The 20,293-nt window shown below is 70.5% G+C and carries 14 protein-coding genes; 9 read left to right on the forward strand and 5 right to left on the reverse strand.

What is annotated here, in order from left to right; genetic code table 11:
- Nucleotides 1-14: 14 nt before the first annotated feature.
- Nucleotides 15-563: a GAF domain-containing protein gene (locus tag VF584_19640; protein HEX8212398.1), complete on the reverse strand. Its 549-nt coding sequence runs from the start codon at nt 561-563 to the stop codon at nt 15-17.
- Nucleotides 564-783: 220 nt separating this feature from the next.
- Between VF584_19640 and VF584_19645 the strand changes: the two genes are divergently transcribed.
- The 6 genes from VF584_19645 to VF584_19670 all read left to right on the forward strand — a co-directional run bounded on the left by VF584_19645 (nt 784) and on the right by VF584_19670 (nt 9,571).
- On the forward strand, nt 784-1,212 hold the full coding sequence (locus tag VF584_19645; GenBank protein ID HEX8212399.1) for a response regulator: 429 nt from the start codon (nt 784-786) through the stop codon (nt 1,210-1,212).
- Nucleotides 1,213-1,244: 32 nt separating this feature from the next.
- Nucleotides 1,245-5,096: a PAS domain S-box protein gene (locus tag VF584_19650; protein HEX8212400.1), complete on the forward strand. Its 3,852-nt coding sequence runs from the start codon at nt 1,245-1,247 to the stop codon at nt 5,094-5,096.
- The gene (locus VF584_19655; GenBank protein ID HEX8212401.1) at nt 5,089-5,505 is read left to right on the forward strand and encodes a response regulator; all 417 of its coding nucleotides are present in this window, start codon (nt 5,089-5,091) and stop codon (nt 5,503-5,505) included. Before VF584_19650 ends, VF584_19655 begins: the two co-directional genes overlap by 8 nt.
- Nucleotides 5,502-7,259, forward strand: a complete 1,758-nt coding sequence (locus VF584_19660; protein ID HEX8212402.1) for an ATP-binding protein — start codon at nt 5,502-5,504, stop codon at nt 7,257-7,259. Before VF584_19655 ends, VF584_19660 begins: the two co-directional genes overlap by 4 nt.
- A gap of 119 nt (nt 7,260-7,378) precedes the next feature.
- On the forward strand, nt 7,379-8,812 hold the full coding sequence (locus VF584_19665) for an NAD(P)/FAD-dependent oxidoreductase (protein HEX8212403.1): 1,434 nt from the start codon (nt 7,379-7,381) through the stop codon (nt 8,810-8,812).
- Between the two features lie 342 nt (nt 8,813-9,154).
- Complete coding sequence (locus VF584_19670; protein ID HEX8212404.1) at nt 9,155-9,571, forward strand: hypothetical protein; 417 nt, start codon at nt 9,155-9,157, stop codon at nt 9,569-9,571.
- Nucleotides 9,572-9,598: 27 nt separating this feature from the next.
- Here the strand turns inward: VF584_19670 and VF584_19675 are convergent, their stop codons facing one another.
- The gene (locus VF584_19675) at nt 9,599-12,172 is read right to left on the reverse strand and encodes an FdhF/YdeP family oxidoreductase (GenBank protein ID HEX8212405.1); all 2,574 of its coding nucleotides are present in this window, start codon (nt 12,170-12,172) and stop codon (nt 9,599-9,601) included.
- Between the two features lie 221 nt (nt 12,173-12,393).
- On the opposite strand from VF584_19675, the gene VF584_19680 reads away from it, so the two are divergent.
- The 3 genes from VF584_19680 (at nt 12,394) to VF584_19690 (ending at nt 16,357) form a co-directional block, all read left to right on the forward strand.
- Nucleotides 12,394-14,088: a M43 family zinc metalloprotease gene (locus VF584_19680; protein HEX8212406.1), complete on the forward strand. Its 1,695-nt coding sequence runs from the start codon at nt 12,394-12,396 to the stop codon at nt 14,086-14,088.
- 185 nt (nt 14,089-14,273) lie between these two features.
- Nucleotides 14,274-15,563 carry a DUF2254 domain-containing protein gene (locus tag VF584_19685; GenBank protein HEX8212407.1) on the forward strand — a complete coding sequence of 430 codons (1,290 nt, stop codon included), beginning with the start codon at nt 14,274-14,276 and terminating at the stop codon, nt 15,561-15,563.
- A 179-nt stretch (nt 15,564-15,742) separates the two neighbouring features.
- A complete protein-coding gene (locus VF584_19690; GenBank protein HEX8212408.1) occupies nt 15,743-16,357 on the forward strand; it encodes a DUF47 family protein in 615 nt (204 codons plus the stop codon).
- Here VF584_19690 and VF584_19695 read toward each other — a convergent pair.
- From VF584_19695 to VF584_19705, 3 genes are all read right to left on the reverse strand, one after another.
- Nucleotides 16,344-17,459, reverse strand: coding sequence for a serine hydrolase domain-containing protein (locus VF584_19695; GenBank protein HEX8212409.1), 1,116 nt, complete (start codon nt 17,457-17,459; stop codon nt 16,344-16,346). The genes VF584_19690 and VF584_19695 overlap by 14 nt on opposite strands.
- Before the next feature lie 3 nt (nt 17,460-17,462).
- Nucleotides 17,463-18,632: a DUF4956 domain-containing protein gene (locus VF584_19700; protein ID HEX8212410.1), complete on the reverse strand. Its 1,170-nt coding sequence runs from the start codon at nt 18,630-18,632 to the stop codon at nt 17,463-17,465.
- 93 nt (nt 18,633-18,725) lie between these two features.
- Nucleotides 18,726-20,231, reverse strand: a complete 1,506-nt coding sequence (locus VF584_19705; protein ID HEX8212411.1) for a GAF domain-containing sensor histidine kinase — start codon at nt 20,229-20,231, stop codon at nt 18,726-18,728.
- Between the last annotated feature and the right edge of the window lie 62 nt (nt 20,232-20,293).

Consider the following 20,293-nt stretch of genomic DNA (forward strand, 5'->3'; position numbering starts at 1 on the left):
TCGAGGGGTGCGGGCTATTCCCCGCCGGCGGCGGCACCGTGCCCGCTCATGAACCGCCCGATCTCCTCGCCCAGCCGCTCGAAGACGGGGAGGAGCGCCGGGGTGGGCGTGCGCAGCCAGTCCGTGTAGAACTCCAGCACTCCGTACACCTTGCCGTCAAAGTGCACGGGGAAGGCGACTGCCGCGCGCAGTCCTTCGCGGGCGGCGGCGGCGTGGCGGGGAAAGTTTCTCTCTACGAGCGCGTCCTCCACCCACACCGGCCGCCCCGTGGCCCACACGCGCCCCGGGAGCCCCTCGCCGGGGTGGAAGGCGTGCGCGCGGCTGTCCGCCTCGAAGCTGGTGCTGCGGTACGCGCGCGCGCACCACGTCTGCCGCACGCAGAGCACGCCTCCGTCCACGTGCCAGCACGCGCCGAAGAGCCACCCCATCGACTCCCCGATCTCGGCCAGCACGCGGCGCACGCCTTCCACCAGGGTGTCCGCCCCGGAGAGCGCTTCCCGAACCGCGGCCACCACGGGAACGCCGCCGATCTCGTCCCCCTCCCCGCTCCCGTCCGCTTCCATGGTCGTCCACAAAGAGTGCCGGTGCCGCGCGTCCACTGCGGTGGGCAGTGTACCCTCACCGCGCACGAAACGTCAATGGCGGGGCGTGCACGGACATTGCGTAGACCGATGGCTTTCATGCGGATAGCCGGGCGGCGGGGCTGGCGCGAGGGTGGGCGCGGCTCCGCCTTCCGCTTGGCACGCCGCGGTGAGGTGACGCACAACCGGGGGTGGTGGTTCCGTGAAGCCGAAGAGGGACGAAGAAGACGGGAGCACGCCCGGCCAGGTAGCCGGGCGCACTCTGCGCATCCTTGTGGTGGACGACGACGGAGTGGACCGCATGGCGCTGCGGCGCGCGCTGGCGCAGACCGGCATGGCTCCGGAGGTCGGTGAGGCGGACGCGGTGCTCGCCGCCATCGACCTGCTGACGGCCGAGGCGTTCGACTGCGTATTCCTGGACTACAACCTTCCCGACGGCGACGGGCTCACCTTTCTGCGCGGGCTGCGCGCGGCGGGAATCGACATCCCCGTGGTGATGCTCACCGGGCAGCAGGACGACCGCGTGGCCGCCCAGCTCGGCGAGAGCGGCGCGGCCGACTACATCGACAAGGCGGAGCTCACCCCGGGCCGCATCGTGGAGAGCCTGCGGCGCGCGCTCCCGGGCCGATGATGACGCAACCCACCCCTCATCCCGAGATCGAAGTGACCGAAAGCACTTCCCCGCACCCGCGCATGGCCGACGCCCCGGCCAGCGACCCGGATCTGTACCGCCGGCAGCTGGAGACGGTGGCCGAGAACGCGACGCTGGCGCTCTTCATCATGGACGAGCACCAGCGCTGCACGTACATGAACCGCGCGGCCGAGGAGCTCACCGGCTTCCGCCTGGAGGAGCTGCAGGGGAAGGAGCTGCACTACTACATCCACCACACCCGGCCGGATGGGTCGCACTACCCGCTGGAAGAGTGCCCCATCGACCAGGCCTTTCCGCAGAACATGCGGGAGCAGGGGGAGGAGGTCTTCGTCCACAAGGACGGGCACCTGTACCCGGTGTCGTTCACGGCCTCGCCCATCCGCCGCGACGGGGCGACGGTGGGCACCATCATCGAGGCGCGCGACATCACCGCCGAGCGGTACGAGCAGCACGAGGCGGAGGCCCGCGGCCGCGAAGCGGAGCTGACGGCGCGGATCGGCACCACGCTCACCCGCGGCGGCCCGCTGCGCCAGGTGCTGCAGGGGTGCGCGGAGGCGATCACCGCGCAGCTCGACGCCGCCTTCGCCCGCATCTGGACGCTCAACGAAGAGGAGCAGGTGCTGGAGCTGCAGGCCAGCGCCGGAATGTACACCCACCTGGACGGCCCGCACGGCCGTGTGCCGGTGGGCGCCTTCAAGATCGGCAAGATCGCGCAGGAGGCGGCGCCGCACCTGACCAACGACGTCCTTACCGACGAGCGGGTGGGCGACAAGGAGTGGGCGCGCCGCGAGGGGATGGTCTCCTTCGCGGGCTACCCGCTGATGGTGGAGGGGCGCGTGATCGGGGTGATCGCGATGTTCTCGCGCCAGACGCTGTCCGAGCGCACGATGGGGGCGCTCGCTTCCGTGGCGGACGGGATCGCGCTGGCCATCGACCGCGCGCGGGTGGAGGAGTCGCGCGAGCGGCTGCTGGCCGAGCTGGAGTTCGAGCGGACGCGGCTGGCCAGCGCCTTCGAGCAGGCGCCGGCCTTCATCGCCACCGTGCGCGGGCCGGACCACGTCTTCGAGATGGCCAACCCCATCTACGCCCAGCTGGTGGGGCACCGCGAGGTGATCGGAAAGCCGGTGCGCGAGGCGATTCCCGAAGCCGCGGAGCAGGGCTTCCTGGATCTGCTGAACCAGGTGTACGGCAGCAACGAAGCGTTCGTGGGCAACGGGGTGAAGATCGAGCTGCAGCGCACCCCCGGCGCCGCGGCGGAGGCCCGCTACCTCAACTTCGTCTACCAGCCGCTCACCGAGGCGGACGGCTCCGTCGGCGGGATCCTGGTGCACGGGGTGGACGTGACGGAGCAGGTGGAAACGCAGCGGATGATGGAGGAGCAGGCCGCCGAGCTGGAGGCGCAGAAGGAGGAGCTGCAGCTGCAGGCGCTGCGCATGGAAGAGGTGCAGGTGGAGCTGGAGGTGTCCAACGAGGAGCTGCAGCGCGCCAACGAGGAGACGGCGCGCGAGCGGACGCACCTGGCGGCCATCATCGACCACGCGCCGGTCGGCATCCTGATCGCAGAGGCACCCACCGGTCGCATCGTGATGGGGAACCGCCGCCTGGAGGAGATCGTGCGCCACCCCGTGCTGCAGTCGGCGGGGGTGGAGGAGTACGACCGCTGGGTGGCCTTCCACCGCGACGGCCGGCGGGTGGAGGGGCACGAGTTTCCGCTGGCGCGCGTCTTCGCCACCGGCCAGGCCGCCGGGCCGGACGAGTACCTCTACCAGCGCGGCGACGGCACCCCCGCGTGGGTGCAGATCACGGGCGTGCCGCTGCGCGACGCGCGGGGCGACCTCACCAGCGCGCTGGTGGTGCTGGACGACGTGGACGCGGAGCGCCGCGCCCAGGAGGAGCGCGAAAACCTGATCCGAGAGCTGGACCTGGAGCGTGCGCGCCTGCGCACCGTCTTCCAGCAGGCGCCGGCGATGATCGCGGTGCTGCGCGGGCCGGACCACGTCTTCGAGATGGCGAACGCGCCGTACATCTCGCTCATGGGCGGGCGCGAGCTGGTGGGGAAGGCGCTCCGTGAGGCGATCCCGGAGGTTGTGGAGCAGGGCTTCGTCGCGATGCTGGACGGGGTGTACGCCACGGGCGAGCCGCAGGTGGGGAACGAGACCCCCGCCCTGCTGGACCGTACGGGGGAGGGTAAGCTGGAGCAGGGGTTCTACAACTTCGTCTTCCAGGCGCTCCCGGAAGCCGACGGCTCCGTGGGCGGCATCCTGATCCACGCGGTGGACGTGACCGACCAGGTCCACGCCCGGCAGGAGGTGGAGCAGCTGGAGGAGCGGCTGCGCCTGGCCGTGGAAGCGGCCGACGTGGGGATCTACGACTGGGACACGGTGAGCAGCACCCTCAGCTGGGACCAGCGCACCCGCCGCATCTTCGGCGTTCCGGAGGAGGGCGAGGTCACCTTCGACGACTTCACCGAGCGGCTGCACCCGCACGACCGCGAGGCCGCCAACCGGGCCGTGGCGCGGGCGCTCGACCCCGCCGGCCAGGGGGACTTCTCCACCGAGTACCGCGTCGTGTGGAAGGATGGCGACGTGCGCTGGGTGCGCGCCGTGGGCCGCGTCTTCTTCGAGGGCACGGGCGCGGCGCGGCGGGCGGCGCGCTTCCTGGGTACGGTGCAGGACGTAACCGCGCGCCGCCGCGCCGAGGAGGAGCGCGAGCGGCTGATCGGCGAGCTGGAGACCGGGCGCGCGCGGCTGGAGCAGATCTTCGCCGAGGCCCCGGCCGTGATGGCGCTGTACACCGGCCCGGAGCACGTCGTAACCATGGTGAACCCCACCTGGGAGCGCATCGTGGGGAAGCCGAGCGCCCTGGGCCGCCCGTTCGCGGAAGTGTTCCCCGAGCTTGCCGGCACCGGGGTCATCGAGCTGCTCGACCACGTGTACGAGACTCGCGAGCCGTACCTGGACGCGGAGCTGAGGATCCCGCTGGAGCGCTGGGGGAGCGGCGTGGTGGAGGACAGCTTCTGGAACATGGTGTGGCGCCCGCTGGCGGGAGAGGGGCCGCAGGGGCGCGACATCCTGGTGCATGCGGTGGACGTGACCACCCAGGTGCTCGCGCGCCGCGAGGTGGAGCGCAAGGCCGAGGAGCTGGCGCGGATCGCGCGCGCCCTGGAGACGAGCAACCGCGAGCTGGACCAGTTCGCCTACGTCGCCAGCCACGACCTCAAGGCGCCGCTGCGGGGGATCAGCAACATCTCCACCTGGATCGAGGAAGACCTGGGCGGCGAGGTGAGCCCCGAGGTCAGGGAGCACATGGAGCTGCTGCGCGGCCGGGTGCACCGCATGGAGGGGCTGATCGAGGGGATCCTGCAGTACTCGCGCGCCGGGCGGATGAAGGAGAACGCGGTGCGGGTGGACACGGCGGAGCTGGTGGAGGAGGTGGTGGAGCTGATCGCCCCGCCGGAGGGGGTGCGCGTGGAGGTGGCCGGCGGCATGCCCGTGGTGCACACCGAGCGGCTGCCGCTGCAGCAGGTGTTCATGAACCTGATAGGCAACGCGGTGAAGTACGCGGGCGGCGACGCGCCGCTGGTGCGGGTGGAGTCGCGCGAGTCGGAGGAGGGGATGTGCGAGTTCGCCGTCATCGACAACGGCCCCGGGATTGCGCCGGAGTACCACGAGCGCATCTTCGGGATCTTCCAGATGCTCGAAGCGCGCGACAAGGTTGAGGGAACGGGGATCGGGCTTTCCATCGTCAAGAAGCTGGTGGAGAGCCGCGGCGGGCGGGTGTGGGTGGAATCCGAAGAGGGAGCGGGGAGCACCTTCCGCTTCCTGTGGCCCCAGGCGCATGAGGAGAGCACCGGGAATGAATGACAAGCTGCTGAACATCCTGCTGGTGGAAGACGACGAGGTGGACGTCATGAACATCCGCCGCGCCTTCAAGAAGGGGAACATCTCCAACCCGCTCTTCGTGGCGGGGAACGGCCTTGAAGCGCTCGAGATGCTGCGCGGCGACGAGCTGCCGCGCACCCGGCGCCTGGTTCTGCTCGACCTGAACATGCCGCGCATGAACGGCATCGAGTTCCTGCGCGAATTGCGCGCGGACCCGGATCTGAGCCCCACGCCCGTGGTGGTGCTCACCACCTCCGACGCGGAGCGCGACAAGGTGGAGGCGTACAACCTCCACGTGGCGGGCTACCTGCTGAAGCCCGTCACCTTCAGCAACTTCTGCGAAACGATGGCCTCCCTCAACAAGTACTGGGCGCTCGTGGAGATGCCGTGACCGAGCCACTGGATCCGCCCGCCGTCTCCACCGGGGATGCGCAGCCGCGGCTGCGCATCCTTGTGGTGGACGACGACCGGGTGGACCGGATGGCGATTCGCCGTGCGCTCGCGCGCGCGGGGGTGGACGCGGCCGTGGACGAAGCCGAAGCCGTCCCCCAGGCGCTGGCGCTGGCCGTGGCCGGCGCGTACGACTGCGTCTTCCTGGACTACAACCTCCCCGGCGGCAACGGCCTCACCCTGCTGCGCTCCATACGCGCGGCCGGGGTGGACGCGCCGGTGGTGATGCTCACCGGGCAGGGCGACGAGCGGGTGGCGGTGGCGCTGATGAAGGCGGGCGCCGCGGACTACCTCCCCAAGGACGGCATCACCCCCGAGCGGCTGGCGGCCTCCCTGCGCTACGCCGTAGAGCTGAGGCGCGCCGAGACGGAGACGCAGGCCGCCCAGGAGGAGCTGCGCGCCAGCGCCGAGCGCACCCGCTTCCTGGCCGAGGCGAGCCGCGTGCTGGCCGACTCGCTGGACATGGACGCCACCCTGCGCGCGGTGGCGCGGCTGGCCGTGCCCGTGCTGGGCGACTACTGCGTCATCTACCTCACGCAGGAGAACGGCGAGCACCGCGGCGTGGCGGCCGCCCACGCGGACCCGGAGAAGGAGCCGCTGGTGCGCGCGCTGGAGCGGCACTACCGCCCCACCCGCGACCACCCCACCAGCTACGTGGCCGACGCCATCCGCTCCGGCGAGGTGCGCCAGGTGGCCGTGGTGCCGGACGAGCACCTGACGACCATCGCCCGCACGCCGGAGGAGCTGGAGGTCTTCCGCGCTCTGCGCTCGCAGGCGGGTCTATTCGTGCCGCTCGCCGCCCGAGGCCACGTGCTGGGCGCCATCGGCCTCCTGCGCACGGTCCCGGGCTCCACCTACACCCCCGCCCAGGTGGCGCTGGCCGAGGACCTGGCCCGGCGCGCGGCGGTGGCCATCGACAACGCGCGCCTCTTTGAAGACGCCGCCCAGGCCCGCGCCGCAGCCGAGGAGGCGAACCGGGCCAAGAGCGAGTTCCTGGCGCGCATGTCGCACGACCTGCGCACCCCCCTCAACGCCATCGGCGGCTACGCGCAGCTGGTGGAGATGGGGGTGCAGGGCCCCGTCACCGAGCTGCAGCGCGAGGCGATGGGGAGGATCGTGCGCGCGCAGGAGCACCTCCTTACCCTGATTAACGACATCCTCAGCTTCGCGCGATTGGAAGCCGGTCAGGTGCAGATCGAGATCGCGGCGGTCCCCCTGCGCGAGACGATCGAGGAGCTGCGTCCCCTGGTACAGCCGCTCTTCGCCAAGCGCGGCGTGGCGCTGGAGCTGCGCGCGCCCGACGCCGCCCTCCACGTGCTGGCCGACGGCGAGCGGCTGATCCAGGTGTGCCTCAACCTGCTGACCAACGCCGCCAAGTTCACCGACTCGGGCGGCCGCGTGGTGCTCGAATGCGTCCCCGCCGACGGCACCGTCGCCCTCCGCGTGAGCGACACCGGCCGCGGCATCCCGCCGGAGCGGATGGAGGCGATCTTCAGCCCGTTCATCCAGGCCGGCAACTCCGACGCGGAGACGCGCCAGGGCGTGGGCCTGGGCCTCGCCATCAGCCGCGAGCTCCTCCGCCTGATGAACGGCACCCTCTCCGTGGAGAGCGTGGTGGGCGAGGGCACGACCTTCGTGGTGCAGCTGGCGCGGGCGCCGGAGGCCCTCACCCCCCCGACCCCCCTCACGGGCTAACAGATGGCCTCACACAGAGCCACGGAGGAAACTGAAAGAACGAACAAGGGGTTCTCTGTGCCCTTGCCTTTCCCTCTGTGTCTCTGTGTGATGCTTTTCTTCCGTTATTCTTCTCTCCTATGAGCGTTCCGGACGCGGTGGTGGTGGGCTCGGGGCCCAACGGGCTGTCGGCTGCGATCGCGCTGGCGCGGGCGGGGCGCTCCGTCGTCGTACGCGAGGCGGCGGACACCATCGGCGGCGGGATGCGCACGGAAGAGCTGACGCTCCCCGGCTATCTGCACGACGTCTGCTCCATCGTGCACCCGCTCGCGCTCTCCTCTCCCTTCTTCCGCACGCTGCCGCTAGAGGAGCACGGGCTGGAGTGGGTGCACTCCCCCGCCTGCCTGGCGCACCCGTTCGACGATGGTTCCGTGGCGATGCTGGAGCGCTCCATCGAGGCCACCGGTGCCACGCTCGGCCCCGATGCGCGGGCGTGGAAGAAGCTGCTCGGCCACTGGACGGACCGCTGGCTGACGCTGGCGGAGGACGTGCTGGGCCCGCTGGAGTTCCCCGACCACCCCTTTCTCCTGGCCCGCTTCGGCCTCACCGCCGTGCGCCCCGCATACGGCCTGGCGAAGCGCGCCTTCCGTGGCGACCGGGCCCGCGCGCTCTTTGCCGGGAACGCGGCGCACTCCATGGTCCCGCTCACGCAGTCTCCCACGGCGGCGTTCGGGTTGACGCTGGCGGCGGCGGGGCACGCGGTGGGTTGGCCGATCGCGCGCGGCGGGTCGCGGAGCATCGCCGCCGCGCTGGCGTCGTACTTCCGGTCGCTGGGCGGCGAGATCGTCACCGGCGCGCCCGTGGACGACGTGGACGAGCTGCGCGGGGTCGGCACGATCCTCCTGGACCTGACGCCGCGGCAGGTGCTGCGCATCGCAGGGCACCGGCTGCCGGCGCGCTACCGAGGGGCGCTGGAGCGCTACCAATACGGCGCCGGCTCGTTCAAGATGGATTGGGCCCTCTCCGAGCCGATCCCCTGGCGCTCCCCGGAGTGCCGCCGCGCCGCCACCGTCCACCTCGGCGGCACCCTCGACGAGATCGCCGCCTCCGAGCACGCGCCGCTCGCCGGCGAAGTCCCGGAGAAGCCGTTCGTCCTCCTGGTGCAGCCCACCCTCTTCGATCCGACGCGCGCGCCGGAGGGGAAGCACGTCGCGTGGGCGTACTGCCACGTCCCTTTCGGCAACGACGTGGACATGACGGAGGCGATCGAGGCGCAGATCGAGCGCTTCGCCCCCGGCTTTCGCGACGTGGTGCTCGCGCGCAGCGTGATGCCGCCCTCCGCGCTGGAGCGCCACAACCCGAACCTGGTGGGCGGCGACATCAGCGCGGGCGCCATGACGCTGCGGCAGGTCTTCTTCCGCCCGGCCTTTCGCCGCAACCCGTACTCCACGCCGGTGGACGGACTCTTTCTCTGCTCCGCTTCCACCCCTCCCGGCGGCGCCGTCCACGGCATGTGCGGCTACTACGCCGCCCGCGCGGCCCTGCGCCGCCCGCTGGCCGCGCCGAACGCCTGATGGTCCGCCGAATGTTGCGCGGCCGGCGAATGTCGCGGCGGTGGCGGGCACGGGCAGCCACGCGGGGCGGCCCCTACAGGTGACGGTGCATACGGCGAGGGTCGAGGGGGAGGCAAGGGTGGGCAGACACGCAGGTCTGCGCCTACGGGGTTGGTGCGAAGGGCGGAGGTCGGGGCGGTGGAGAGGGCGGGCGCGATGAATCGCGCCCCTACGGGATCGGTGTGAAAGGCGGGTGGCGGAGACGGGTTGGGCAGCGTGCAACGCGCTTCTCCGCGTGCTGCACCGCGTGTACATTGGGCCGAGCGGGCCCCTCCGGCGTTCTCCCCTCAACATTCCCGCCCCATGACCATCCCCCGACTCCTCCTCGCGCTCGCGGCCGCGCTCTGCGTACTGGCCAGGCCCGCCGCGGCGCAGTCGATGGACCCCGCCAAGTGGGTGCTGATCCAGGACGACAACGTGTTCATGGATACGTCCACCGTCGTGCCGGCGGAGGGCGGGGGGAAGCGCGTGTGGATTCGCGCGGTGTTCGCGGGGGAGGAGGAGTGGCCGAGCGCGCGGGAGGTGAAGTACAACGCACTGTACTACGAGCGCGTCTACCGGTGCGACACATTCCACTGGGTGACGCTGCGGCACCAGGCGTATCTGAACGAGCGGATGGTGCGCAACATCCCCAACATCTTCGCGGGCCACATGAACGACGGGCGCACCAACCAGGAAGGGGTCTTCAAGATCGTATGCGAGCGCATCGCGGGACGATGAATCGCGCCGCGTTCGGAGTTCTCCCCCTCACCCGCCCTGCGCCCCCGCAGGCGGGGGAGGGGGCTGGGGGGAGGGGGCCACCGTGATGATCACGAACTTGGACGTCGGGGTGTTGCTGCGCGCGGCGACGCTGCCGATGGGGACCAGGACGTTGGTCTCGGGATAGTAGGTGGCGGCGCAGCGGCGGGGGATGGGGTACTTCACCACGATGAAGCGCCGCGCCACCCGTTCCTCCCCGCGGAAGTGGCTCGTCAGGTCCACCACGTCGCCCGCGTTCAGACCCAGCTCGCGGATGTCCTCTGGATTCATCATCACGACGCGGCGCTCGTTGTAGATGCCGCGGTATCGGTCGTCCAGGCCGTAGATGGTGGTGTTGAACTGGTCGTGGCTGCGCATCGACATCATCACCAGCTGCCCTGGCTCCAGCTCGACGGGCCGGATGCGGTGCACGGTGAAGTTGGCCTTCCCCGTCGTGGTGCTGAACTCGCGGCGGTCGCGCGGGAGGTTGGGGAGCGTCAGCTCGCCGTGCTCGCGCAGGCGGCGGTTGTAGCCGTCGAAGCCGGGGATCACCCGCTCGATCAGGTCGCGGATGCGGTCGTAGTCGGCGATCAGCGAGTACCACTCCACCTGGTTGCGCGCGCCGAGCGTGGCGGTGGCCAGGAGCGCGATGATGGTGGGCTCGCTTTTCAGGTGCGGCGACGCGGGGTCCAGCACGCCGCGCGACGTGCGCACCACGCCCATCGAGTTCTCGGCGGTCACGAACTGCTCGCCCGTGAGCTGCACGTCGCGCTCGGCGCGGCCGATGGTGGGAAGGATCAGCGCCTGCCTCCCGGTAACCAGGTGTCCGCGGTTGAGCTTGATGGAGACGTGCGCCGTCAGGCGGCAGCGGCGCATGGCCGCGGCGGTGTACTCCGTGTCCGGCCCGGCGGAGAGGAAGTTGCCGCCCATCCCAAAGAACACCTTCACCTTCCCCGCGTGCATCGCCTTGATGGTCTCCACGGTGTCGTAGCCGTGGTGGCGCGGCGGGTCGAAGCCGAACTCCCGCTGGATGGCGTCCAGGAACCGGTCCGGCATCCGCTCCCATATGCCCACCGTGCGGTCGCCCTGCACGTTGCTGTGGCCGCGCACGGGGAGCGCGCCCGCGCCCTTTTTCCCGATGCTCCCCTTGAGAAGCAGCAGGTTCACGATCTCCTGGATGGCGCTCACCGCGTCCGGCTGCTGCGTGAGCCCCATCGCCCACGCCACGATGATGCGCTCGTGTTGCATCACCACCTCCGCCACGGTGCGGATCTGCGCGCGCTCCACCCCGCTCTGCTCGATGATCAGGTCCCAGCTCTCGGCGCGCAGGTCCTCGACGAACGCCTGGTAGCCGTGCGTGTGGGTGCGGATGAAGTCGTGGTCGAAGACGGTCCCCGGGCGCCGCACCTCCTCCTCCAGCATCTCCTTGAGCACGCCCTTCAGGAGCGCCACGTCGCCCGCGATGCGCACCGGCACAAAGAACTCGGCGATGGGGGTGCCGTCGCCCACCAGCACGCTCAGGATGCGGCCGGGGTGCTTGAGGTCCTGCGGGTGCTTGAAGTGGTTCAGCCCCGTCTCGGGAAGGGGGTTGATGGCGATGATCTTGCCGCCGTTGCGCTTCAGCCGCTGGAGCGCGGTGAGCATGCGCGGGTGGCACGATCCCGGGTTCTGGCCGATGCTGATCAGCAGGTCGGCGTGGTGCACGTCGTCCAGCGTCACCGTGCCCTTGCCGATCCCGATGGAGTCGGTGAGGGCGCTGCCGCTGGACTCGTGGCACATGTTGCTGCAGTCCGGCAGGTTGTTGGTGCCGAAGTGCCGCACGAAGAGCTGGTAGAGGAACGCCGTCTCGTTGGCCGTGCGCCCGGAGGTGTAGAACGCCGCCTCGTCCGGCGAGTCCAGCGCCCTGAGCTCCTTCGCCACCAGCCCGAGCGCCTCTTCCCAATCGATCGGCTCGTAGTGCGTGGCGCCCTCGCGCAGCACCATCGGGCGGTCGATGCGCCCCTGCTTCGCCAGCCAGTAGTCGGACCTCTCGGATAGCTCGGCGACGCTGTAGCGGCGAAAGAAGTCGGGGTCGATCAGCTTCCGCGTGTTCTCCTCGGCGGTGACCTTTGCGCCGTTCTCGCAGTACTCCGCGAACGCCGGCCGCTCGCCGGCGGGCGGATCGGGCCACGCGCAGCTCTGGCAGTCGAAGCCGCCCTCCTGGTTGAGCTTCTGTAGCATGCGCGCGCCGTCCGCGGCGCCCATCTCGTTGAGCGTGTACTTCATCGCAACGCGCACGGCGTTGATCCCCGCGGCGGTCTTCTGCACCTCGCCCAGGCGCAGCCCGGTGTGCTCCGCCGGCGGCTGCGCGTGGATGCGGCCGTGGAACGCCTCGCCGGCGGCCGTGGCGGGGGGTTCTCCGGCGCGCGCCATCTCTCGCCGCACCCCACCCTCGCTGGCGAGGCCGATCTTGGCGCTCTCCCACGCGTTGGCCTGCTCCCCGTTCGGCACGTCCCCCCGGATCGCCCCCTGCTCCGGCTCCACCGACGCCCGTTCCTCCAGCTCCTTCCTCTCTGCCGGGTCGATGTTGCTGTGCTCGGTCATCGGTGCTCCAGTGGGCGGATCGTTGGCGTGAGCGGCCGCGCGCTGCAACAACCATACTTTTCCTCAGCGGCTGACGCGCCCCACCTGGGGCAGCGGCGGGACATCCACGGGCCGCGCGGAAGAGGTACGGCAGTGCGGCGCAAAGACTTACGATCAGGTATGGAAGGTGCCCTGGCGGCACATCAAGAGGCTCCTTCCCGTTCCCCGCGCACCCCCCTCCCATGACGCGCTCCGCCCTCGCCATCCGCGCCGCGGCGCTACTCGCGCTGCTCGCCACCCCCGCCGCGGTGTACGCCGGCCGCTCCGCCCCGGTGGCCCTGCCTGCCGCGGCACCGCAGTACGTGCTGCGCATGCACGCCATCAAGGTATCCAACGACGACGGATCGCAGGCCACCGACATCACCCCCGCGCAGGTGCAGCAGTGGGTGCAGAAGGCCAACCAGGTCTTCGCCGCGTCGTCGGCCGACATCCGGATCGAGTGGAACCCCAGCCCCACCGGGCCGGACTGGGAGGAGCTGAAGAGCACCCTCCTCAACCACTTCGGCTCCAGCAGCGACTCCCCCGCGACCAAGGCGGCCAACGAGATCGCGGCGAAGTACCCGGGGAAGATGGTCGTCTTCTTTCGCCGCGACAACGGCGGCGGCAACACGGGCAACGGCTGGTCGAGGGGTCCGCAGACCGGGGTCAACTTCATCGCCATGCCCGGCTTCGCCCCGTCCACCGTCACCGCCGACGTGACCCCCAACGTGGCGGACGGAGAGAAGTCGGTGCAGAACATCTGGCAGCTGGTGCACGACATCGGGCACTTCCTGAACCTGCCGCACACCTTTCCGGGGTCGCAGGACGGGGGCACCGGGACCATGGCGCTGGCGGCCGCGTACATCCGTGACAACGGCGGCGAGCAGAGCGCGCTTGACGGCGACGGGATCGCCGACACCCCGGCGGAGGCGGGCACCACCTTTTTCAAGAACCAGAGCTGGGCGTTCTGCAGCGGCAACAACACGTACACCATCAGCGGCACCAAGACGTCCGGGCAGGCGTTCAGCTACACGTACTCGCCGGCGCGCAACAACATCATGAGCTACTTCGCCTGCGAGCCGATGACGTTCACGGCCGGGCAGGTCCAGCGGATGAGGGCCGCGCTCCAGCATCCCAACCGGCGCATGCTGATCGTGCCGCCCTGCTTCGCGGACTTCACGGGGCTGCCGGCGGCCGGCTTCCAGACCTGCTTCAACTACTGGGTGCACCGCGGGCTGTGGCCGGTCACGCTGGCCAGCCACCGGGTGGGGAGCAACACCTTCTTCGCCGCGTCGTTCCAGCCCGGCGCCGACCGCCCCGTGCGGTCGATGATGACCCAGCCGGAGTTCCAGCAGGCCTTCGAGAGCTTCCGCGCGAACGGCTTCCGCCCGGAGCGCATCCACGTGCTCGCCACCCCCAACGGCCCCCGCTTCAACGCGATCTGGGCGCCGATCCAGGGGCAGTTCGAGGTGCGGCTGGGCCAGACGCAGGCGCAGTTCGCGGCGTTCTGGACGCAGATGCACAACAGCGGCTTCGTGAACACGGAGGTGGCGGGCTACTTCACCGCCGCGGGCCCCATGTACGCCGGCGTGTGGGTGAAGCGCCCCACGCAGGGCGATGCCACCTACGTGGGGATGACGGCCGCGGAGTACCAGAAGCGCTTCGAGGAGATGTGGGCCAACGGGATGCGTCCGGTGCGCTTCACCGCGTACAACGTGGGCGCGGAGACGCGCTACGGGGCGATCTGGGAGAAGGTGCCGGGCCACTGGGTGCAGCGCTTCGGCCAGACGCCGGCGCAGTTCCAGCAGGACTACAACGCCCGCGCCGCGGAAGGATACCGCCTGCACCAGGTGACTCCCCTGGGCGACCGCATCTCGGCGATCTGGACCAAACCCTGACGCCAGCCGCCAACGGCAACTGGCCTCACACAGAGACGCGGAGGCAACTGAAAGAGGAGGAGGAACACGGTGAGTTCCTCTGTGCCCTTGCCGTTGCCTCCGCGTCTCTGTGTGAAAGGCCCTTCGTAGGCACGGGAATTGTCTCACGAGGCAGCGAGTGGCCTCGATGCCTCACAGGAAAAGAGATGATTCCGCGAATTCGCATGGCGTGGGTGCACGTCAGAGACAGCCTGTGGTTCCTCCCCACGCTGCTCACCCTCTTCTCGGCCGTGCTGGCGGCCGCGATCACCACCGCCGAGCGGCGCGGGCTGCTGCAGACCTCTCCGGAGAGCGCGTGGGCGTTCGGCGGCGGCGCGGAGGGCGCGCGCGGGGTCCTCAACGTGATCTCGGGGAGCCTCATCACCGTCACGGGCGTCGTCTTCTCGGTGACGATCGTGGCGCTGCAGCTCGCCAGCGTGCAGTTCACCCCGCGCGTGCTGCGCAACTTCACCGCGGACCGCGCGAACCAGGTGGTGCTGGGCGTCTTCATCGGCACCTTCACCTACACCCTGCTCGTGCTCCGCACGGTGGATTCGGGGAACACCCCGGGCGACGTGTTCGTGCCCCGCGTGGCGGTCACCGTTTCGGTCGTGCTGGTGCTGGTGAGCATCGGCTTCCTCATCTTCTTCATCAACCACGCGGCGCGCTCCATCCAGGTCGCCACCATCCTGTGGCGGGTGACGAGGGAGACGGTGGGCCACATCCGCCAGCTCTTCCCCGCCCGGCTGGCCCACGACGCCCCCGCGCCCCTCCCGCACCCGAAGCCCGCCGGCACCCCCGCGCTGGTGGGGGCGCCCCGCTCCGGCTACCTGCAGGCGGTGGACGCAAAGGGGTTGAGCCGGCTCGCCCGCGCGCGGAAGATGGTGATCCGCATGGAGCTGCAGATCGGCGACTTCACCCTCCCCGGCCAGCCGCTCGCCTCCGTGTGGCCGCCGGACGCGCTGGACGCCGCCACGGCCCGGCAGATCGTGGCGGGCTTCATCGTCGGCATGGAGCGCACGCCGGAGCAGGACGTGGAGTTCGGGATCATCGAGATCGCGGACATCGCCGTGAAGGCGCTGTCGCCCGCCATCAACGACCCCACCACCGCGCTCCGCTGCATCGACCACCTGAGCGAGATCCTGCTGGAGCTCGCCCGAAGCGCGCCCCTCTACGACAGCGCGGATGGGGAGGGCATCTTCATCGCGCGGTACACCACCTTTGAGCGCGCGGTGGGGCTGGCGTTCGACCAGATCCGCCACAACGGCGCGGAGAACCCCACCATCACCAAGAAGCTGCTGAGCACCTTTCGCGATCTGCGGGAGCTCGTCCCCGAGGCGCACCGCGCGGCGCTGGCGGAGCAAAAGGATTCGTTCGTGGAGGCCGCCCACAGCGACATCGACAACCCCGTCGACCTCGCCGCCGTGGACGAAGCCGTCGAGCGCCTCAGCGACTGAGGACGGCTGGTCTCACACAGAGCCACAGAGGAAACGGAGAGAAAAGCAGAAGGGGTTCTCCGTGGCCTTTCCGTTCCCTCTGTGTCTCTGTGTGATGCCTTTTCCTGTGGGATTGCCGTTTGCACTGATCCGGCGAGACGACGGCGCAGGGGGTCTTTCACCCGCACACGGAGCACGGCATGGTCCGGCTTTTCCCCAAGGACGACAGCTATTTCGACGAGTTGGAGACGCTGGCGGGGCACCTGACCACGGCGGCGGACCTGCTCAACCGGCTCTTCCAGGACCCCCGCGAGCCCGCCCGGCTGGAGCGGCGCATCCGCACGGAGGAGCACGAGGCCGACGAGCTGACCGACGAGATCACGTCGCGGCTCGACGGCTCGCTGGTCGCGCCGTTCGATCGAGAGGACCTGTACGCCATCGCGCGCGGGCTGGACAACGTGGTGGACCTGGTGGAGGATGCGTCGTCGTACGTGGCGGCGTTCGAGATCTCGCGGGCGGACGAGGGGGCGCGGGAGCTGGCCGGGGTCCTGCTGAGGGGCAGTGTGCTCGTGGCCACGGCGGTCGGCAACCTGCGCACCTCCGGCATCGACCGCGACCCCTTTCGCGAGATCCAGGCGCTCGGCGAGGAGGGCGACGCGGTTTATGAGCGCGTGATGACCAGGCTGTTCGCCGGCCAGCCCGACGCCATCGAGACGCTCAAGTGGAAGGAGATCTACGACAAGCTCGAGACGGCGATCGATGGGATCGAGGCGGTGGCGGACGTGCTGGAGAGCATCGCCATCAAGAACCGCTAGGGGGCATCGGGGGAGGCGCTCCCAGCGGCGAGCTCGGGTCCAGGAGGTGGAATCCGATGTCGTCCACCTCGATGTTGGTGTTCGAGAGCACCACCACCCCGATCCGCCGCTCGGGATCGAACCCGATGAACGTCTGGAAACCCGCCGTGCCGCCATCCTTCCAGACTACGCTGGAGCCGCCCCGCGACCGGATCTGCCAGCCGATGCCCATCGCGCTGATGCCGATGCGGTTGGCGGTGGTGTCGGTGACCGTCCGCTGCGCCGTGTGCGTCGCGCGGATCGAGCGCTCCAGCTCCGTCTTCGGCGCCCGCAGGCTGGCGGCGAGGAAGCGCATCAGGTCGTCCAGGTTCGATCGGAAGGCACCCGCGCCCGCCAGCGTGGGCAGGTCCCAGTAGGGGACGATCTCGCCCTGTTTGTCGTGCCCTTTCACCATGAGCTCGCCGCGCAGCCCGATCGCGGTTCCATCCATCCGCAGCGGCCCCAGGATTCGCTCGCGGACGAGCTCGTCGTACCCGGAACCCGCCGCCCGCGAGAGGGCGTGGCCGAGCAGCCCGAAGCCGATGTTGGAGTACTGGTAGGCCGCGCCTGCTTCGCGCTCCGGCGTGAAGCCGGAGAGGAACGCGTACATCTGCGCGACCGAGTAGTCCGCGTAGGGATTGTAGGGATCCGCCGGGGTCATGTTGTCCGGCACGCCGGGGAGCCCGGAGTGGTGGGTGGCCAGATCGAGGAGGGTGATCTCGCGGCCCTTGAGGGAGGGGACGCGCACGCCGCCGGGAAGGTAGCGGGACACGGGATCGTCGTAGCGCACTTCCCCGGCCCGGACCATCTCGGCCAGCAGGACGCCCGTGAACGTCTTGGTGATGGAGCCGATCTCGAATCCCGACCGTCGGCCGAGCGGCCGCGCGCCCACGCCCGCGCTGCCGGCGAACGCCATCGTGGCGGAGCCATCCGCCTCCAGTACGCCGACCGCGATCCCGACCGCCCGCCGCTCCCGAACGCGTGTCTCGAGGAGCGCGGTCAGCTCCGGCTCGGCCGGGAAGTGGCGCTCGGGCGGGGTGCACGCGGAGAGGAGCCCCGCCAGCAGGAGCGCACCACGACGCACGCGCTAGCCTTTCTTGCGCTTCTTCTTCCGCGTGCGGAAGGGGACGTACTCCGCGGCGGAGACCTGGGCGGACCAGCGCTCGTCGAGCGCGCCCACCAGCTCGGCCGGGGTGATCTCGGTCTTGAGCCGCACCAGGTACTCCAGCACGGCGGGACGCTCGGGCTCGCGCCGCACGTTCACCAGCCGCCAGTCGCTCGCGGTGTCGCCGAGCGCCTCCTGCACGGTGAGGCGCGCCAGGTCCGGCGCACCCGAGTGCACCAGCAGAATGCCGTCCGTGCGCATGTCGCCGTCGTGCTCCAGCATCCGCCGCCGGATGTCGCGCTGCGCCGCGGGATCGTCCGCCACCATCAGCTCCGGATCGCCCACGGAGAGGATCCCCGTGCGCCCGTAGCTCCCGCTGTAGATCGACCCCACGTTGTGCTTCCACACCAGCAGCACGACGAAGTTGAAGGCCAGCGACATCGCCAGCGCCACGTCCAGCGCCTGCACGCCCGCCGACAGGCCGATGGCGATCACCAGGAAGATGTAGACGGCGTCGCGCGGGTCCTTGAGCGTGTTGCGGAAGCGCACCGCCGCCACGATCCCGGCCAGCGAGAAGGCCAGCGCCAGTGAATTCTTGACCACGAGCGCAATCCCCGCCACCACGATCGGCAGGATGATGACGGATGAAACGAGCGCCGGATCGTAGCGGAAGCGCTTGGTGAACATGTACACCCACGCCACCGGAATCACCAGCGACAGCGCACCCGCGATCACCAGCAGCGTGGTGAGCGCGCGGTGCAGCGCCTCGCCCAGCGACAGCCGCGCGCCGTAGTCGCCCAGCGTGGGCGCGCGGGTCAGCAGCTCCGACCCGCTCCCCCCCCTGCCCAGGTCTGGAAGCACCACCGGCGAGATGAAGGCGTCGCGCACCATCGGCACCCAGTACACCAGCGCGCCCATGATGCCGATGAGCAGCACGTAGTACGCGATCAGCCGCAGAAAGGGCGCTCTCCGGGACTCGGCCATGCGCTCGAGCAACCCGCCGCGGGGGGCGGGCCGCGTCTCGCGGATCCGCGGCGGCGGCGTGCTCTCGGTGCGGCGCGCCGGCTCGCCCTGCACCGGCTCCGAAGGCGCCAGGAGCGTCTCCGATCCGTCGCCCGGCGCGGAATGGTTGCGGTTGTTCTTGGCGGCCATGATGCCTGGTGGTGGGAGCAACGCGCCCCGTGTGAAAATTCCGTCTTTGCCGCAAAATTGCTGTGCCAACGGCCGAACCGCAATCTGCTGTCCCTAGCCCTTTGCCGGACCCGTCGGCGGGCCCTTGGATCCGCGCCTCGTCTCGTAGCGGCGCCCGCGCACCCGCTTCTCCGCGGCCCCGGGCTCCGTCGGCGCTTCCTGGGCCTCCTCCCCCAGCTCGGGGGCGTAGCGCGGCAGGCGAATGGTGAACACGCTTCCGCCGTCCGTGCCCGCCTCCAGCGTCACCTCACCCTCCAGCAGCCCGGCGAGCTGCTGCGTGACCGCCAGCCCCAGCCCCGTCCCGCCGACGCGCCCATCCGTCTGGTCCACCTGCCAGAACGCCTCGAACACGTGCTCCTCGTGCTCGGGGGCGATGCCGATCCCCGTGTCCGCCACGCGCAGCAGCACCGCGCGGTCGGTGGCCTCCAGCTCCATCCGCACCTCGCCAGCCTCGGTGAACTTCACCGCGTTAGCGGCGAGGTTCAGGATGATCTGGCGCAGCTTCCCCACGTCGGTGCGAAAGGGGATCGGCCCCTCGGGGATCGCCAGGACGAAGCTCAGCTCCTTGGCGGCCGCGAGCGGCTCCACCACCGCCGACGCATCCCGCACCAGCGCGGCGAGATCCACCTCGTGGATGCGCAGCTCGGAGCGGCCCGCTTGCTGCCGCGCAAAGGTGAGGATCTCCTCGATCAGCCCCAGCAGGTGGTCGCTCGCCGCGCGGATGCGTCCCACCTGGCGCCGCTGCCCGTCGGTGAGCGGGGCGGAATCCTCGTCCGTCAGCAGGTCCGCGTAGCCCTGAATCGCCGTAAGCGGAGTGCGGAACTCGTGCGAGATCGTGCCGAAGAACGTCTTCTTGGCGTGGTTCGCGGCCGCCGCCTCGTAGCGCGCGAGGTTGGCTTCGCCCAGCAGCTCCTCCGCGCGGCGGGCGGTGAGGGTGGCGGCCTTGCGCGCCGCCTCCGCCACCCGGTGCGCCTCCTGCGACGCCGCGTACAGCCGCGCGTTGTCCACGGCCATCGCGCAGCGCCGTCCCAGGTCCTCGGCCAGCAGCAGGTCCGCGGGGTCGTACCGCCGCCGGTCGTCGGACACGAAGGTGATGGCCCCCAGCGTCCGCCCGCGCGCGCACATGGGCACCATGAGGAACGACTGCGCGCCGAGCCCCTGCAGCAGCGCGCGGTGCTCCTCCTGCGCGATGCTCTCCAGCACGTCTTCGTAGGCCAGGACGAACTCCGACTCGCTCGTGCGGATCACCCGCGGCGCGCCGAGCGGATCGTCGCGGTCCGGCGGGTGGCTCGCGTAGAACTCGCGGGCGGTGCGCTGCTTCTCCGCGTCGGGGTGGATCACCGCCACGCGGCGGATGGTGTCATCCGGCTCCACCACGTCCACCATGCACCAGGTGCCGAAGTGTGGCAGCGCCAGCCCCGCCCCCGTGGCCAGCGTGGTCTCGTAGTCGAGCGACCCCGCCAGGCAGCGGCTGGTCTCCGCCAGGAAGCCCAGGCGCGTGCGTGGGTCCGGCGTTGCGCTCCCGACGCTCGTCTCGGCGTCCGGGCTGGTCGTGGTCATAGCAGGCTCTGGATCGGTGAAGACGATCGCCGGAAGCGCGTCGTGGACAACCCGGGGCCGCA

The sequence above is a fragment of the Longimicrobium sp. genome (assembly GCA_036389135.1).
In the GTDB taxonomy this organism is placed as follows: Bacteria; Gemmatimonadota; Gemmatimonadetes; order Longimicrobiales; family Longimicrobiaceae; genus Longimicrobium.

Bases quoted from the DNA above. Each gene is read 5' to 3' on its own strand.
- VF584_19640 (HEX8212398.1), bottom strand. From the start codon at position 563: ATGGAAGCGGACGGGAGCGGGGAGGGGGACGAGATCGGCGGCGTTCCC.
- VF584_19655 (HEX8212401.1), top strand. From the start codon at position 5,089: ATGAATGACAAGCTGCTGAACATCCTGCTGGTGGAAGACGACGAGGTG.
- VF584_19665 (HEX8212403.1), top strand. From the start codon at position 7,379: ATGAGCGTTCCGGACGCGGTGGTGGTGGGCTCGGGGCCCAACGGGCTG.
- VF584_19670 (HEX8212404.1), top strand. From the start codon at position 9,155: ATGACCATCCCCCGACTCCTCCTCGCGCTCGCGGCCGCGCTCTGCGTA.
- VF584_19675 (HEX8212405.1), bottom strand. From the start codon at position 12,172: ATGACCGAGCACAGCAACATCGACCCGGCAGAGAGGAAGGAGCTGGAG.
- VF584_19680 (HEX8212406.1), top strand. From the start codon at position 12,394: ATGACGCGCTCCGCCCTCGCCATCCGCGCCGCGGCGCTACTCGCGCTG.
- VF584_19685 (HEX8212407.1), top strand. From the start codon at position 14,274: ATGATTCCGCGAATTCGCATGGCGTGGGTGCACGTCAGAGACAGCCTG.
- VF584_19690 (HEX8212408.1), top strand. From the start codon at position 15,743: ATGGTCCGGCTTTTCCCCAAGGACGACAGCTATTTCGACGAGTTGGAG.
- VF584_19700 (HEX8212410.1), bottom strand. From the start codon at position 18,632: ATGGCCGCCAAGAACAACCGCAACCATTCCGCGCCGGGCGACGGATCG.
- VF584_19705 (HEX8212411.1), bottom strand. From the start codon at position 20,231: ATGACCACGACCAGCCCGGACGCCGAGACGAGCGTCGGGAGCGCAACG.